This window comes from Sphingomonas sp., assembly GCF_031361285.1.
Classification (GTDB): Bacteria; Pseudomonadota; Alphaproteobacteria; order Sphingomonadales; family Sphingomonadaceae; genus Sphingomicrobium.
This window is the reverse complement of sequence record NZ_JANMCO010000006.1, coordinates 1-14,641: the sequence shown is the minus strand read 5'-3', so window position 1 is coordinate 14,641 and position 14,641 is coordinate 1. Positions and strand designations below refer to the sequence as shown.

Below are 14,641 nucleotides of genomic sequence, written 5' to 3'. Positions count from 1 at the left end.
ATTGCCGATTCGATTCCTTACTTTGAAAAGGCGGCGGCGCTGATGGATTCGGATTGGCATAACCCTTCCATGCTCATCACCTGCTATCAGGGGATCGGCGCTCCGGATCAGCTGCTCCGCGTCGCGCGGATGGCCTCGGAGCGCACGGAAAAAGCGATCGCTAAAGACCCGTCAAACACCGCTGTACTCGCCGCTGGAGCCTCCGCGCTCGCAATCGTTGGCGAGGATCAGAGGGCCCGGGACTGGATTGAACGCGCGCTTCTGTTGGACCCTGACAATATCATCATGCGCTATAATCACGCTTGCGCACTTACGAGCCAGCTCGACGATCCAGATCGCGCGATTGAAGTGCTGGAGCCTTATTTCGCGACGACAGTGAGCGCAACGCACATCCGGCACGCCGAAGTCGATCCCGACCTCGATCTCTTGAGGGAGGATCCGCGGTTCAAGAAAATGCTCGCGGCTGCCAAGCAGAGGCTCGGACTCGCGGCCTAACCACTCGCTACCGAGCTTCCGGCTTAGCCGTCGATGCGCTCCTCGCCGTAGCGCGACTGGATAAAGCGACCCTGGGTTTCGAACGCATTGACGTCCGCGCGCGCGAGCTTCTCGGTAATTTCGCCGAGCGCGGCGCGGCCGGCGGCAAGGCCCTCGACCAGCCGCTCATCGACGCTGATATCGTCGCCGTCGCGCTCGTCGCGGAAGGCTTGCGGGACCTGGCGATAGCGGTCGATCAGGCCCGGCAAATGCACCGACATCAATCGTCGCGCATCCTGCGCGTTGTGGTCGAGCGCGTCGACCCGTTCGAGGGTTTGCTTGAGCGACGGCAAAGCGGCGCTGATCGCGTCGAGCTCGGACTGGGCCGGGGCGGGCAAAGCGGCGCGGCTGCGGTAGATATAAGAATCGAAGCGCTGCACCATCGCGCCATTGGGAAGGTCGGGGGCCGGCGCCGTAGCGGTGCGCGCTTGCGACGGCAGGAACGCGACCATCGCGGCGATACCGATGGCGAGGCCGACGGCGGCGAGGAATCCGAACATGCCGATCGGCATGATCAATCCAACAACAATGGCGGCGATGCTGACCAGGCCAATGCCGATGCCGATCCGCTTGAGCCTGCCGCCAAGGTCAGCGTTCAGCCGTCGGCGTTCGCGGCGGGCGGCGGCTTGCGCGGGGCCGTCGCGCTCGTCGATGCGGCGCATGACGCGGTCGGCGCGGGCAATGACCTCGTTATAACGGTCGGTGTTCATTTGCTCGCGCTATTTGCTCTCGATGGGGGTGAATGGCGACGCTGGGCCGGCCAGCTTGCCCTGCGATACGCCTTCCGCCCGGGCGATATAGCCCCTCGACTTCTCGACCTCGGTGCCCAGCGTCGCGACGGTCTGCTTCATGTTGCTTAGGGCTTCCAATTTGAACCGGTCGATCTGGTCCATCGTCTCGTAGATATTCTGGAATGCCCGCTGCAGCGTCTCGAGGGGGATCGTCGATGACGCCGCCTGCTCGTGGATCGCGCCCGACTGCGTGCGCAGCATTTCGCCGGTCGAATCGATCATATTGGCGGTGGTCGTGTTGAGTGCGCTGATTTGTTCGAGCACCAGGCGCTGGTTGGTCATCGCCTGGGCGACGGTGACCGCGGTGCGCAGCGCCGAAACGGTGGTGGTCGACGCCCGGTCGACGCCTTTGACCAACTCGACATTGTTCTTCTTGACCAGATCGAGCGCGAGATAGCCCTGCACCGTGACCGCCATTTGGGTCAGCAGGTCGGTGGTCCGCTGGCGGGTATAGAATAAAGCGCTTTCGCGAATCGCCTTGGCCTTGGCCGGCTCGGTCGCGTCAAGCTCATTGGCCTTGTCCTCAAGCTGCTTGTCGAGGGTCTTGGAAATGTGGATCATCTGCTCGAGCTTGTGCATCGTCTTCCACAGGCCGGAGCGCTCGGTGTCGATGGCGGCATTGTCCATCAACAACTCGTCCTTGCCGTTGCCAAGGCTGCTGAGGATCTTCGAGATATGCGTCTGCGAACTGCGGTATTTGTCGAAGTAGCGGTCGACCCGATTGCCAAACGGGATGATGCCGAGAAACTTGCGGGTCTTGGTCGCTTCCTTGGGGTCGAGCGCTTCGACGGTGCGGCGGAGTTCGGTGAGATCAGCGCCGATTCCACTATCCTTGTCGATCGCTTTGACCGGCCGGTCGAGGAAGCGGTTGGAGGCGCCGGCGGCTTCGGCGATCTCTTTGCGGCCCATCGCGGTCAAGGCATCGACCTTCTTGCCGAATTCGGGGCTGTTGCTGTCGAGCGCCGCTAGTTCGTCGACGAACTGGGCGACCTTGCGGTCGAGCTCGCTGACTTCCTCGGTCTTCAGGGGCACCAGGCCGGACGCCTCGGCCGTGGTCATCGGCTGCAGGGCTTCCGGCGGGTCCAGCTTGAGCTTGGTCGCGGTTGCGGTTTCATTCGCGGGTTGGCTGGCCATTGTCATATTCCTCTCACTGCCGCCTTATGAGCTTTGCGGGATGAGGTGAACAGATGACCCGCGCCGCGCAAGGGGCTTCAGCTGTATTATAAGTACAACACAGCCAATCGCAAGTGTTCCATCATAGGACTTCGGTGAAATCGGATTAACCATTTGCTTGAACGGTTCGCTCACCGTGTTGCCGCTACAGGCACCTCAATGCGCACCATCTGCCCGAGGTCTATTCAATGATTGCATTCATCAAGAGCCTGTGGGGCGACCGTCGCGGCAACGTGCTGGTCATTGTGGCCGCCGCGATGCCGCTGATCATCGGCGGCGCCGGTCTCGCGACCGATACGATCCAGTGGACGCTGTGGAAGCGCCAGCTCCAGCGAGCCGCTGATTCCGCCGCCGTCGCTGGCGTTTACGACCGTGAAGCAACCAGCGGGTCGACGTCGACGGCTTCGGCGGCGGTAACTCGCGACCTCTCGCTCAACCTGCACAGCTATTATGGCTTAAAAACCGGCTATCCGGTGACCACCTTTCCGGCCAACTCCGGGGTTAAGACCAATCAGGTCGCGGTGACGGTCGCCATACAGCGGCGGCTGTCGTTCAGCTCATTCTTTATGAGCACGCCACCGACGATTACCGCCACTGCGACTGCCGCGGCTATTCCGGCGGGCGGCGACGCCTGCGTCGAAGCGCTTGAGACGAACGCGGCGAAGACAGGCATTATCAATTCCGGCAACACGACAATCTATATGCCCAGCTGCGTGATGCATTCGAATTCGCCCTCGACCAATTCTGCCAGCGCGGGCGGCAGCTCGGACGTCACTGCCCTGGCCATCGCGGCGGTCGGCGGCATCCAACAGTCCAACAACTTCCATGTGACCGCGTACCGGCCTTATTCGCCGCCGCTCGCCGATCCTCTTGCGAGCATAACCCCGGATCCCAATGCGATGACCTGCTCGGCCAGCGCTCTGACCAATACCACCAACTTTGCTACCTTGCCGGCGGGCACGAATTGTTTTGCATCGCTGTCGGTCGGATCGAACAAGACGCTCAACGTGCCGGCCAATTTCGGGCCGATTTACATCAATGGCGGCAGCGTGAACTTCCAAGGCACTTTCAACTGCACTGGCTGCACGATTGTGCTGACCAACAAGAGCGTTGCAGCGAACGCCACCATCGGGACGGTGTCGTCCAATGCTCAGGCCGCTAACAACATTACCGCCCCGACCAGCGGGACGTACAAGGGAATCTCCATCTATCAGGACCGTCGCGCCGTCGACTGCAGCGGATGCAACAAGCTGAACGGCGGCTCAGCCTCGCTAATCACCGGTGCCTTGTACTTTCCCAGCCAGGAGCTTTGGTACAATGGCGGCGGGGCCGGGACCGCGACCTGCACGATGGTCGTCGCGCGCCGAATTGTCTTTACGGGCAATAGCAATTTCAAGGGCTTGAGCCAGTGTGTCACCGAAGGTCTGCCCCAGAACAATACGGTACGCATGATCAGGTTGGTCGCATGAGGCGGCGCCTCCGCACACTAGTCAACGATGCCCGCGGTGCAGCCGTCGTCGAGCTCGCAATGATCGCGCCCGTGCTCGCGACAATGATGGTTGGTGTCATCGACATGAGCAACGCCTTCAGCCGCAAGCTGGCGCTCGAACAGGGAGCGCAACGCGCGATTGAAAAGATCTTGCAGACGACCGACGATACCACGGTCGAGGCGACTCTATCGAATGAGGTCATCTGCCAGGTCAACGGAACAACGAGCGCCGGGGTATGTAAAACCAGTCCGATTACGGCGAGCAACGTTACGGTGACTTACCGGCTCGAGTGCAAGAACGGCGCGGGCACGATCGCGAGTCAAACCAGCACTGATTCCACCGCTTTCGATGCCTATGTCTGTGGCTCGGGAACGGTGAGCACAGCGCGCTATATCTCGGTCGCCGTGACCGATAAATACGCTCCGCTGTTCCCGATCCACTTCGGGGGCTACAATAGCAGCGACGGCACCTACCATCTTTCGGCAACCGCCGGCATGAGGATGCAGTGAAACACCGTCACGTCCTTCGCAACGAGAGCGGCGCGGCCGCGCTCGAGATGGCCTTCGCCTTGCCGGTGATGATCGTCATGATCTGGGCATTTGTTCAGCTCGCCCAGGTTTATCGTGCCATGGCCGGAATCCAGCAGGGGCTGGGGCAAGGCGCCCGCTACGCGACCCTGTGCCTGAACCCAACGACTAGCGGGTGCACCACGCCGACCGCCACCCAAGTCAAGACGCTAATCACCAACAGTGTTTATGGTATCGGTCCGGGTACGTTCGCGGTTGTCGATCCGGTCAGCGGCACCTCCGGCACGGCCAAATATTATGACCTCAAAGTCACATACACGCAGCCCACCGACTTGCTGTTGTTTCCGGGGCCGACCATCAGCGTTAGCCGCGCCAAGCGGGTTTGGGTCGCCGGCGCTTAACCGGTGAAATTGGGCTTCCGCTTTTCGAAGAATGCGGTGATAGCTTCCTTGACCTCGGCCGACTGAAGCCGCTCGGCGAAGTGGCCGTTCTCCATCTCGAACCGCTCCAGGATCTCGTCGCGATTGCCATGCCGAAGCAGCTTTTGCGTCATCCGCAACGCCGCAGCTGGCTTGGCCAGTAGCGCTGCCACGGTGTCGGCCAATGCCTGGTTGAGCGCTCCTTTCGGCACCAGGTGGCTAACCAGTCCCCATTCCCGTGCCTCCTCTGGCCCAAACGGCTCGGCCAGCAGCAAATAGCGCGCGCCGACGCGGCGGCCGGCGAGACGGGGCAGCAACAAGGAACTAGCGGCTTCGGGGACCAGCCCCAGGTCGACGAATGGCAGCGAAAATCGCGTCCCTTCCTCCGCCAGCACCAGGTCGCAATGGAGCAACAGCGTAGTCCCGATGCCGATGGCATTGCCGTGCACCGCGGCGACTAGCGGCAACTCGTTGACCGCAAGCGCGCGAAGCAGCCGCCAGACGGCGATCTCCTCACCGTCGCGGGGCATCGCGGCCATGAAGTCGGCAAGGTCATTGCCGGCGGTGAAATCTTCTCCCTCGCCGCCGAGCGTGATCAGCCGCAGCGACGGATCGGCCTGCGCCTGCTCGATCGCGTCGGCCAGCGCGGCATACATGGCGACGGTAATCGCGTTGCGCCGTTCGGGCCGCGCCAAAGTGATGGCCAGCACGCCGCCGCCGCTTTCGATCCGCACATGTTCGCTCATTTCGAACTCCTTGCCCCGAATCGGATGACTGTCCTCAACGCACCGGCTATGGCCCGGCAAAACAACCGATTGGGGCCGCGCACAACATGAAATTCTTCGCCGACACCGCCGAAATTGCCGAAATTCGCGAACTTGCCGACCTTGGCCTGCTGGATGGCGTAACCACCAACCCGTCGCTGGTGCAAAAATCCGGCCGCGATTTCATCGAAGTGCTCAAGGAGATTGTAAAAATCTGCCCAGGGCCGATTTCGGCCGAGGTGGTAGCGCTCGATTATGCGACGATGATGCGCGAAGCCGAAGTGCTGCGCAAGGTCGCCAAGAACATCGCGGTCAAGGTGCCGTTGACGCCCGACGGACTGAAGGCGTGCAAGGCGCTGACCGGCGACGGGACGATGGTCAACGTCACCTTGTGCTTCTCGGCCGGCCAGGCGCTGCTCGCGGCCAAGGCTGGGGCGAGTTTCATTTCGCCGTTCGTCGGGCGGCTGGACGATGTCGGCTTCGACGGCATGCAGCTGATCGGCGACGTCCGCATGATCTACGACAATTACGACTTCGCGACGCAGATCCTGGTCGCCAGCGTGCGCCACCCGATCCACGTCATCGAAGCGGCCAAGATCGGCGCCGACGTGATCACCGCGCCGCCCAAAATTATCCAGCAACTGTTCAAGCATCCACTGACCGACGTCGGGATCGCCAACTTCCTCAAGGATTGGCAAGCGACCGGGCAGAAGATCGGCTAGCGCTCGCGCCGTTCACTTGTCGGAGAATGTTTTTGTCCTCGGCTTATTCAGCGAGGACCGTCAGTAGGAAATTAACCGTGGTCGAGTTACACTCGGGCCACGATGGGACGGGTGATCCAGTTCGAGGAGCGGGCGGTCGCGCATTTGCGCGAGCGGCTCGGCGTCATCGAGGAAGCCAATCAGGATTTGATCGCCTTCGCCCGCGGCCATTCCGGTGCAGTGTCGGCGATCCATGGGGCAGTGATCGCGTCACTCGAAGCCGACAGCATCGAAGCGTTGCTCCACGTCGTCACCCAGGAATGGCCGTTGATCCTCGGCATTGACGCGGTGGCGCTGGCGTTGATCGTTGGCGACGTGGGATTTCGAGCCGACGGCAACGGCGTCCAGATGGTTGAGCCGCAAATCCTCCAGCGCGCGATTGAGCAGGTCGATGGCGTCGAAATGCGGACCGTCGAGCGTGGCCATCCCCTGTTCGGCCCGGCGTGCGACTTGATCCGCGCCGAAGCGCTGATCCGGATCGATTGCGAGCCGCCGTATCCGACCGGACTGATCGCGCTTGGCCAGCGCACGACCCAGAGTCTCGATGCCCGCCACGGTTCGGAATTGCTGATGTTCCTTGGCCGCAGTCTTGGCGCTATGATCCGCCGGTGGCTGATCGATCCTCCCCGTCCGACGACCTAGCTGATCGCCATCCCGCGCGGGAATTGGCGGCGCGTTGGGGCGCCTATCTTCAATATGACCGCCGGCGATCGCCGCACACGGTGCGCGCCTATGTCGCCACCGCGCATCGTTTTGTCGACTTCCTCGGCCGTTATCGCGGTGAGCAGATCGGGCGCTTTGCACTGCTGGCACTGAACGCGACGGATTTGCGCGCTTTCCTCGCCGACCGGCGTGGCAGCGGGCTGGGGGCGTCTTCGGCGGCGCGCGAGCTTTCGGCGGTGCGCGCCTACCTCAATTATGCCGCCGATCAGGAAGGGCAGGTAGCGCAATTGCCGCGCACCCGTGCGCCCAAGCGGCCGCGAACCCTGCCGCGCCCGGCCTCGCCCGAAGACGCGATGGGACTGGCCCACGATGCGGCGGCCGGGGCCTCGGCCGAATGGATCGGCGCGCGCGACCTGGCGATCCTGTTGCTGCTCTATGGCGCGGGATTGCGGGTTGCCGAAGCCTTGTCGCTGACGGCGCGGGCATTGCCCGTTGGCCCCTCGATCCGGGTCATCGGCAAACGGTCTAAATCGCGAGTGGTGCCGGTCGTGCCGGCGGTGGCCCAAGCGATCGAAGATTATGTTCGACAGTGCCCGTTTCCACTCAAAGGCGATGTGCCGCTGTTCGTCGGTGCACGCGGCGGGCCATTGAATGGCGATCTGGTACGGCGGGCGGTGCGTGCGGCGCGCACCCGTCTCGGCCTGCCCGACAGCCTGACACCGCACGCGCTTCGCCACAGTTTCGCGACCCATTTACTGGCGCGCGGTGCGGATCTGCGTGCACTGCAGGAGTTGCTCGGCCATGCCAGCCTGTCGTCAACGCAGATCTACACCGCGGTTGATGCCGCGCGGTTGCTCGACGTTTATCGACACGCGCATCCGCGGGCTTGAAATTGCTTTCTACTCGCCGCGGCGGAACCGGCCAAGGGGAGGAATGTAACCGGCGCGTCGCCGCGACTCCATCAGAGTATGTGGATCGCGATCGACAATCTACCGAACAACCGATTTGGTGATAGACTTAGTTCCCATAATGCCGGAAGTGTGAACTTTCCTGATCCAGACTGGATCATTCTTCCGAGTGTTTTTGATGGCGGTGGGTCCACAGTCGCCAAAAGTAGATGGCGAGAAGGGCAATCAGCACGCCGTTCGACGCTGGGCCGATCATTTTCCCCACCTCGGCAACATTCTCCTGGAGCTTGTAGCCGGCGCCGGCGAGAAAGGCCGTCCAGATGGCGGTGCCGATGAGCGAGGCGATGAAGAAGGTGCGGAAGCGCAACTTCAGCAGCCCGGCGGGCACCGAGACGAGCGAGCGGACGGTCGGCACCAGGCGGCCGAGTAGTACGAACGCCATGCCGTGCAGCGCGAACCAACGCTGGGCGCGTTCGACTTCAGGCCAGCTGATCGTCAGCCAGCGGCCATAGCGGTTGATCACCGGCCGCAGGCGATCGACGCCGAGCGCCCGGGCGGCGAGGTACCAGACGGTATTGCCGAGCATTGCGCCGGCGGTGCCGGAGAGGACCACGGGGATGAAGCCGAGCTTGCCCTGGGCCGCGGCGACTCCGGCCACCGGCATGATCACCTCGGACGGGATCGGCGGAAAGATGGTCTCGAGGAACATCAAGAACCCGACCCCGAGATAGCCCGATTGCTCGATCAGGCGGACGACCCAGTCGCTCATCGGCTCAGGCGTTCTTGGGCGCGTTGAGGCGCCGCTCGATCGCCTGCCAGATGAGGGCGGGCGTGTCGGAGCCGTTGAACTTGTCAATGGCGACAATGCCGGTCGGCGAGGTGACGTTGATCTCGGTCAGCCACTTGCCGCCGATCACGTCGATGCCGACGAACAGCAGCCCGCGACGCTTGAGCTCGGGACCGAGCGCAGCGCAAATTTCGCGTTCGATCGGCGTGAGGTCGGCGGCTTCGGCGGTGCCACCGGCGGCCAGGTTGGAGCGAATTTCTCCGGCGCCCGGGCGGCGATTGATCGCGCCGGCGATTTCCCCGTCGACCAGCACGATCCGTTTGTCGCCATCAGCTACTTCCGGGACGAAAGCCTGCAGCACGTGGGGTTCGCGATAGGTGGCGTTGAATAGCTCCATAAGGGGCGCAAGGTTGGCGTCGTCGCGGCCAATCTTGAACACCGCTTTGCCGGCATTGCCGTGCAGCGGCTTGAGGACTGCCTCGCCATGCTCAGCCAGGAACTTGCGGGCAAACCCCAGCGAGCGGGTCAAGGCCGTCGGCGGCATATATTGCGCAAAATCCAGCACCCACAGCTTCTCGGGCGCATTACGGACCGCGGCGGGATCATTGACCACCAGCGACTCACCTTGGATTCGCTCGAGCAAATGGGTGGCGGTGATGTAGCCAAGGTCGAACGGCGGATCCTGCCGCATCAGCACGACATCGACGTCGGTGCCGAGATCGAGGATCGCGAACTCTCCGAGGCGGAAATGATCCCCCAGCACGGGCTGCACGCTGACCTCGTGCGCCCCGGCGTACAAGCGGCCGTCGGCGTAAGTGAGCGCGTCCGCGAGGTAGTGGTAGAGCCGGTGACCGAGCTCCTGCGCCTTGAGCATCAGCGCAAAGGTCGAATCGCCGGCGATGTTGATGCCCTCGAGCGGGTCCATCTGAAAGGCGGCGCGGAGCGACATGGTCGGGCGACTAGGCGAGCGACCGAACTTTGTCACCCTTGCCAGATGTTGGCGAGATGACGCGGCAAGCGGCGTGGGACGATGAAAATGGCGTCGATGCGCATGTCATCGCCGTCGCGCAGGAAGCGCTGGGCAAGGCGTTCAGCGGCGACCGTGACCCGGCGCAAGCGATAGGCGTCGAGCGAGAAAGCTGCCGCGTCTTCGGTCGCCCGCGCTTTGACTTCGACGAACGCCAGCGTGTGGCCGCGACGGGCAACGATATCGACTTCGCCGCCGGGGACGCGCGCGCGCCGGGCGAGGATCCGCCAGCCGTGCAAACGAAGCCACCAGGCGGCGAGGGTCTCGGCGCCGCGGCCACGCTTTTCGGCGGCATGGCGACTCACTTGGCGGAGCGCTCCAGCGCTCGGGCGTAAGCGCGCTTTTTCGGCACGTTCAATCGCTCGGCGACTTCAGCCGCGGCGCGCGACGGCGACAGGCGGGCGAGCGCTTCGTCGAGGGCCGAATCGAGATCCGCTTCGCTGACCGCCGCGATGGCGAGCGGTGGACCGACGACGATAACGATTTCGCCCTTGGGCGCAGCCGCGGCATAGCGCTCGGCAAGCTCGGCCAAGGTGCCAGTCACGCATTCCTCGTGCAATTTGCTAATCTCGCGCACGATTGCGCCGTCGCGCGAGCCAAGCAAAGCGGCGAGCGCCGCCAGCGTGCCAGCCAATCGCGGTCCGCTTTCGTAACAGACGAGCGTGGCGCGGACGCCGGCAACCTCGGCGATGGCGTCGCCGCGCGCCTTGGCCTTGGGCGGGAGGAAACCCAAAAACAGGAAGCGGTCGGTCGGCAAGCCGGCGAGAGTCAGCGCGGCGATGGCGGCACAAGGGCCGGGGACCGTGTGCACGGCATGCCCGGCCGCACGCGCGGCGCGGACCAATTTATAGCCCGGGTCCGAAATCAGCGGCGTTCCGGCATCACTGATGAGGGCAATCGCTTCGTCGCCGAGGCGGGCGACAATTGCGGCGCGCTCGGCCGCGCTCGAATGGTCGTGGTAGGTCGACATTGGCGCCTCGGCGCCGGCGTAAGCGAGCAGCTTGGCGCTGACCCGTTTGTCCTCGGCGAAGATGCGGGTTGCGCCGCGCAGCGTTTCGGCGGCGCGCGGCGACAAGTCGCCGAGATTGCCGATCGGAGTCGCGACCAGATAGAGGCCGGCGGGAAGGGGCGAAGTCATCGTTTGGGTCATCGCACCATCTTCGGCGGCGCGGCAAGCGCGTTGGGCGAATTTCAACTTTGGGTCTTTCAAAGCGGGCAAAATCAAGTCATCGTCGCGCCAGTCATCGTCTGTCCTGGGGGAGTGTTGCGATGATTTCGTTGTTGTTTGCCTCAGCCGTGTACCTGGCCGCCATGCAGTCGGCGGCGGCAGATTCTTCGCGCAAGGCCTTTACCGCCTGCCTTCGCGACGTCGTCGAAAAGGGTAAGACGGAGAAGGTCGCGCTCGACGGATTCGACGCTTATGCGCGCGCCCATTGTGCGCCGGTGAGCTCAAAATTTGTCGACGTGCTGGTGTCGTTCGACGTCAAGAACAAGGTGCCGCGCAAGCAAGCCACGTCCGACGCCGAATCCCAGATCAGCGATTATTACACCGAGACCGGCGAGCGCTATAAATACCAGGTCGAAGCGGGCGGAGCCAAGCCCAAGTAGCGGCCTACGCGGCGATCTCGGCCAGCAGCCGGTTGAGCACCAGGCGTCCCGCCGGGGTGGCGGCGATGCGGGATCCATTGCGCGTTATATGGCCGCTGCCGGTCAACCGATCGATCGCCGGCCAGTCGACGATTTCCGCCATCGCGAAGCGGGCCGCCAAGGCCGCGGTGTCGATTCCCTCGGCCAGCCGCAAGCCCATGACCAGCGCCTCGTCCGCCGCCTGGATGGCGGTCAGCGCTTCTTCTTCGGCAATGCCGTGGCCATTGCGCGCGATGGCCGACAGGAAATTCTCGGGCTTGCGGTGGCGGACCGTGCGCTGGCCGAGGCGGCGGCCATGCGCGCCGGGGCCGACGCCAGCGTAATCGGCGTAACGCCAGTAAGCGAGATTATGGCGGCTCTCTTCGCCGGGCCGGGCATGGTTGCTGATTTCGTAGGGGGGCAAACCGGCGGCCGTGGTGCGTTCCGCGGTCAACTCGTAGAGGGCCGCCGCTCGGTCGCTGTCGAGCGGTTCGAGTTGGCCCGCCGCTTCTTGCGCGGCGAAGCGCGTGCCGGGCTCGATGGTCAGTTGGTACAACGACAGGTGACCGGTGCCGAGTGCCAGCGCGCGGTCGAGCATGGTTGCCCAAGTTGCTTCGCTATCGCCGGGCAGCGCGTAAATGAGATCAAAGCTGACGCGCGTGAAGTGGTTTTGGGCGATTCCCAGCGCTTCAAGGCCCTCGCGGGCCGAATGGGCGCGGCCGAGAAACGCCAGACTGGCATCGTCAAAGCTCTGTAAGCCGAGCGAAAGGCGGTTGACACCGGCGGCGGCGAGATCGGCGAAGCGCGCCGCCTCGACCGAATTGGGATTGGCCTCGAGCGTGATCTCGAGATCGTCCGCCACCGGCCATTGCTCGCGTGCGGCTGCGATCAATGCCGCGACCGTACCGGGCTCCATCAGCGACGGTGTGCCGCCACCGAAGAAGATCGAAGTCAGACGGCGGCCGGGCAGGAGCCGCGCTTCATGGTCGAGATCGGCGAGCAGCGCCTCGCGCCAGGCATCCTGGTCGATGGCGCTGCGGACATGGCTGTTGAAGTCGCAATAGGGGCATTTCGACACGCAGAACGGCCAATGGACATAAAGCGCCAGCGGCTCTGGCGCCGTGGCGACGTTCAGCTGCTGCTGTTGCGGGAGTGCGAAGGACGCCATGGTGCGCGCGGTCCTTATTCCGTTGCTCGGCCGTTTACCAAGCTGAACCGCCAGCTTGTTAACCGCTATTGGCGCAAACGTGCCGCTTATGAAGCGCGCTTTCGCCCTTGCTTGGCTGATTGCGTCGGCGGCCCCGGTGTCCGCCGCGGCGTTGCCCAGTCCCAACTGGCCGGCTCCGGCGAACCGCGGCGAAACTTTGTTGCGCCAGACGGTGCTCAACGCGCAGAATCAGGCGCGCGGCCGGTTTGGTGTCGCGCCGATGGCGTGGAGCGACGATCTCGCCGCCCAGGCGCTGGGCCATGCACAATTCATGGCGAGCACCGGCCAATACACGCATGACCAGACCCCGGGGCGGCGCAAGGTTGCCGGTGAAAATCTGTGGCGCGGCCAGCGCGGCCTGTTTTCCTACGACGTGATGATTGGTGTCATGATCGCGGAAGCGCAGAACTTTCGCCCTGGCGTGTTCCCGGACAACAGCCGGACCGGCGAATGGCACGACGTCGCCCATTATACGCAGATCGTCTGGCCAACGACGACCAGTGTCGGCTGCGCGCTCGCGTCGAGCGCGACCACCGACTATTTCGTCTGCCGTTATTCGCCGACCGGCAACAAGGACGGCTTTCAGCTAGCGCAGGGCCGCGACTAGTTTCTCGAACGCCCGGGCGCGATGGCTCAGCTGGTGCTTGGCGTCGGGCGCCATCTCGCCAAAGCTTTGATCGTGGCCGATGGGCACGAACATCGGATCGTAGCCGAAGCCCTGGTCGCCGCGCGGCGGCCAGACCAGGGTACCGTCGACCCGGCCTTCGAACGCTTCGGTCTGGCCGTTGTTGGGCCACGCCAGCGAGAGCGCACAGGTGAAATGCGCGTCGTAGCCGGCATCGGGTCCGGCGGCCTCGACTTCGCGCCAGACGCGCTCCATGGCACGGTGGAAATCGCGCTTTCCGTCCTCGTCCTCGGCCCAGCGCGCCGAGAAGATGCCGGGCAGGCCATGGAGGGCATCGACCGACAAGCCGCTGTCGTCGGCCAGCGCCGGCAGGCCCGACAAATCGGCCGCCTCGCGCGCTTTTAAGTCGGCATTGTCGACGAAACTGTTGCCGATTTCCTCGGGTTCGGGGAGGCCGAACTCTTCGGCGCTGACGCAGGCGATGCCCAGCGGTTCGATTAGCGCGGCGATCTCGCGCAATTTGCCGGGGTTGTGGGTGGCGATGACCAGTTTGTCGCCGATTGGCCTCATCGTCCGACCGCGCGCAATTGCGCGTCGAAAATCTGCGCGCAGCCGATGCGGGCGAGGCGAAGCAGCCTGAGCAGCCCTTCCTCGTCGAACGTCTCCCCTTCAGCGGTGAGCTGCGCTTCGACGATCGCGCCGTCGGCGGTGAGGACGAAATTGCCGTCGCTGCCGGCGGTCGAATCCTCGATATAGTCGAGGTCGAGGACCGCGCCGCCATTGTGGATACCGCAGCTGACCGCCGCGACCTGGGTCTGAATCGGGTCGGCGGCGACGGTCTTGGCGGCGAGCAATTTGTCGACCGCGATGCGGAGCGCGACCCAGGCGCCGGAGATGGCCGCGGTACGGGTGCCGCCATCGGCCTGGATGACGTCGCAGTCGACGATGATCTGGCGCTCGCCAAGCGCTTTCAAGTCAACCACGGCGCGCAAGGATCGGCCGATCAAACGCTGGATCTCTTGCGTGCGGCCCGATTGCTTGCCCCGCGCCGCCTCGCGATTGCCGCGGGTGTGGGTGGCGCGCGGCAACATGCCATATTCGGCGGTCACCCAGCCCTGGCCCTTGCCGCGCAGGAACGGCGGCACTTTTTCCTCGACCGAAGCGGTGACCAGCACCCGCGTGTCGCCGAAGCTGACCAGGCACGAGCCTTCGGCATGGCGGGTGAAACCGGGCTCGAAACGCAGTTCGCGCATTTGGTCGGGGGTGCGGCCGCTGGGGCGCATTCAAGGACTCCTCAGGTGAAAGACGGGTTGCGGCTGGTCACTAGACCGCGCGGCCA

The 14,641-nt window shown here is 64.0% G+C and carries 19 protein-coding genes; 9 read left to right on the top strand and 10 right to left on the bottom strand.

Going from position 1 to position 14,641, the window contains the following annotated elements; all coding sequences use genetic code 11:
- Window positions 1-495: TPR end-of-group domain-containing protein (locus RMO25_RS00220; protein WP_309660591.1), on the top strand; the 495-nt coding region annotated here is incomplete at its 5' end.
- A 23-nt stretch (window positions 496-518) separates the two neighbouring features.
- Here the strand turns inward: RMO25_RS00220 and RMO25_RS00215 are convergent.
- Together RMO25_RS00215 and RMO25_RS00210 are read right to left on the bottom strand one after the other, a co-directional pair.
- Entirely contained in the window at window positions 519-1,244 is a 726-nt protein-coding gene (locus RMO25_RS00215; RefSeq protein ID WP_309660590.1) for a hypothetical protein, read from the bottom strand.
- A gap of 9 nt (window positions 1,245-1,253) precedes the next feature.
- A complete protein-coding gene (locus RMO25_RS00210) occupies window positions 1,254-2,459 on the bottom strand; it encodes a toxic anion resistance protein (RefSeq protein WP_309660589.1) in 1,206 nt (401 codons plus the stop codon).
- Window positions 2,460-2,686: 227 nt separating this feature from the next.
- Here RMO25_RS00210 and RMO25_RS00205 point away from each other — a divergent pair, with 227 nt between their 5' ends.
- The 3 genes from RMO25_RS00205 to RMO25_RS00195 are packed head-to-tail and all read left to right on the top strand — an operon-like array spanning window position 2,687 to window position 4,916.
- On the top strand, window positions 2,687-3,967 hold the full coding sequence (locus RMO25_RS00205; protein WP_309660588.1) for a Tad domain-containing protein: 1,281 nt from the start codon (window positions 2,687-2,689) through the stop codon (window positions 3,965-3,967).
- Window positions 3,964-4,497: a TadE/TadG family type IV pilus assembly protein gene (locus tag RMO25_RS00200; protein ID WP_309660587.1), complete on the top strand. Its 534-nt coding sequence runs from the start codon at window positions 3,964-3,966 to the stop codon at window positions 4,495-4,497. The genes RMO25_RS00205 and RMO25_RS00200 overlap by 4 nt, the downstream gene beginning before the upstream one ends.
- Window positions 4,494-4,916, top strand: a complete 423-nt coding sequence (locus RMO25_RS00195) for a pilus assembly protein (protein WP_309660586.1) — start codon at window positions 4,494-4,496, stop codon at window positions 4,914-4,916. The genes RMO25_RS00200 and RMO25_RS00195 overlap by 4 nt, the downstream gene beginning before the upstream one ends.
- On the opposite strand, the gene RMO25_RS00190 is transcribed toward RMO25_RS00195, so the two are convergent.
- Window positions 4,913-5,680: an enoyl-CoA hydratase gene (locus tag RMO25_RS00190; RefSeq protein WP_309660585.1), complete on the bottom strand. Its 768-nt coding sequence runs from the start codon at window positions 5,678-5,680 to the stop codon at window positions 4,913-4,915. The two genes, RMO25_RS00195 and RMO25_RS00190, sit on opposite strands and share 4 nt — an antisense overlap.
- 86 nt (window positions 5,681-5,766) lie before the next feature.
- Here RMO25_RS00190 and fsa point away from each other — a divergent pair, with 86 nt between their 5' ends.
- The 3 genes from fsa to RMO25_RS00175 all read left to right on the top strand — a co-directional run bounded on the left by fsa (window position 5,767) and on the right by RMO25_RS00175 (window position 8,012).
- Entirely contained in the window at window positions 5,767-6,420 is a 654-nt protein-coding gene (gene fsa / locus RMO25_RS00185) for a fructose-6-phosphate aldolase (protein WP_309660584.1), read from the top strand.
- 102 nt (window positions 6,421-6,522) lie between these two features.
- Window positions 6,523-7,101 (top strand): DUF484 family protein, encoded by a 579-nt coding sequence (locus tag RMO25_RS00180; protein ID WP_309660583.1) that lies wholly within the window; start codon window positions 6,523-6,525, stop codon window positions 7,099-7,101.
- Entirely contained in the window at window positions 7,068-8,012 is a 945-nt protein-coding gene (locus RMO25_RS00175) for a tyrosine-type recombinase/integrase (RefSeq protein WP_309660582.1), read from the top strand. The genes RMO25_RS00180 and RMO25_RS00175 overlap by 34 nt, the downstream gene beginning before the upstream one ends.
- Before the next feature lie 175 nt (window positions 8,013-8,187).
- Here the strand turns inward: RMO25_RS00175 and RMO25_RS00170 are convergent, their stop codons facing one another.
- Genes RMO25_RS00170 through rsmI form a run of 4 tightly spaced genes read right to left on the bottom strand, consistent with a single transcriptional unit; the run spans window position 8,188 to window position 10,982 of the window.
- The gene (locus RMO25_RS00170) at window positions 8,188-8,799 is read right to left on the bottom strand and encodes a DedA family protein (RefSeq protein WP_309660581.1); all 612 of its coding nucleotides are present in this window, start codon (window positions 8,797-8,799) and stop codon (window positions 8,188-8,190) included.
- 4 nt (window positions 8,800-8,803) lie between these two features.
- Window positions 8,804-9,766 carry a glutathione synthase gene (gene gshB, locus RMO25_RS00165; protein ID WP_309660580.1) on the bottom strand — a complete coding sequence of 321 codons (963 nt, stop codon included), beginning with the start codon at window positions 9,764-9,766 and terminating at the stop codon, window positions 8,804-8,806.
- A 32-nt stretch (window positions 9,767-9,798) separates the two neighbouring features.
- Window positions 9,799-10,149: a YraN family protein gene (locus RMO25_RS00160; protein ID WP_309660579.1), complete on the bottom strand. Its 351-nt coding sequence runs from the start codon at window positions 10,147-10,149 to the stop codon at window positions 9,799-9,801.
- The gene (gene rsmI, locus RMO25_RS00155) at window positions 10,146-10,982 is read right to left on the bottom strand and encodes a 16S rRNA (cytidine(1402)-2'-O)-methyltransferase (protein WP_309660578.1); all 837 of its coding nucleotides are present in this window, start codon (window positions 10,980-10,982) and stop codon (window positions 10,146-10,148) included. The genes RMO25_RS00160 and rsmI overlap by 4 nt, the downstream gene beginning before the upstream one ends.
- Window positions 10,983-11,140: 158 nt before the next feature.
- Between rsmI and RMO25_RS00150 the strand changes: the two genes are divergently transcribed.
- Window positions 11,141-11,452: a hypothetical protein gene (locus tag RMO25_RS00150; RefSeq protein WP_309660577.1), complete on the top strand. Its 312-nt coding sequence runs from the start codon at window positions 11,141-11,143 to the stop codon at window positions 11,450-11,452.
- Window positions 11,453-11,456: 4 nt separating this feature from the next.
- Here RMO25_RS00150 and hemW read toward each other — a convergent pair whose 3' ends face one another.
- Complete coding sequence (hemW, locus tag RMO25_RS00145; RefSeq protein WP_309660576.1) at window positions 11,457-12,638, bottom strand: radical SAM family heme chaperone HemW; 1,182 nt, start codon at window positions 12,636-12,638, stop codon at window positions 11,457-11,459.
- A gap of 88 nt (window positions 12,639-12,726) precedes the next feature.
- On the opposite strand from hemW, the gene RMO25_RS00140 reads away from it, so the two are divergent.
- Window positions 12,727-13,284, top strand: coding sequence for a CAP domain-containing protein (locus RMO25_RS00140; protein WP_309660575.1), 558 nt, complete (start codon window positions 12,727-12,729; stop codon window positions 13,282-13,284).
- Here RMO25_RS00140 and rdgB read toward each other — a convergent pair.
- Both rdgB and rph read right to left on the bottom strand, forming a co-directional pair.
- A complete protein-coding gene (rdgB, locus tag RMO25_RS00135) occupies window positions 13,264-13,872 on the bottom strand; it encodes an RdgB/HAM1 family non-canonical purine NTP pyrophosphatase (protein WP_309660574.1) in 609 nt (202 codons plus the stop codon). The two genes, RMO25_RS00140 and rdgB, sit on opposite strands and share 21 nt — an antisense overlap.
- Entirely contained in the window at window positions 13,869-14,585 is a 717-nt protein-coding gene (gene rph, locus RMO25_RS00130) for a ribonuclease PH (RefSeq protein WP_309660573.1), read from the bottom strand. Before rph ends, rdgB begins: the two co-directional genes overlap by 4 nt.
- Window positions 14,586-14,641: the final 56 nt, after the last annotated feature.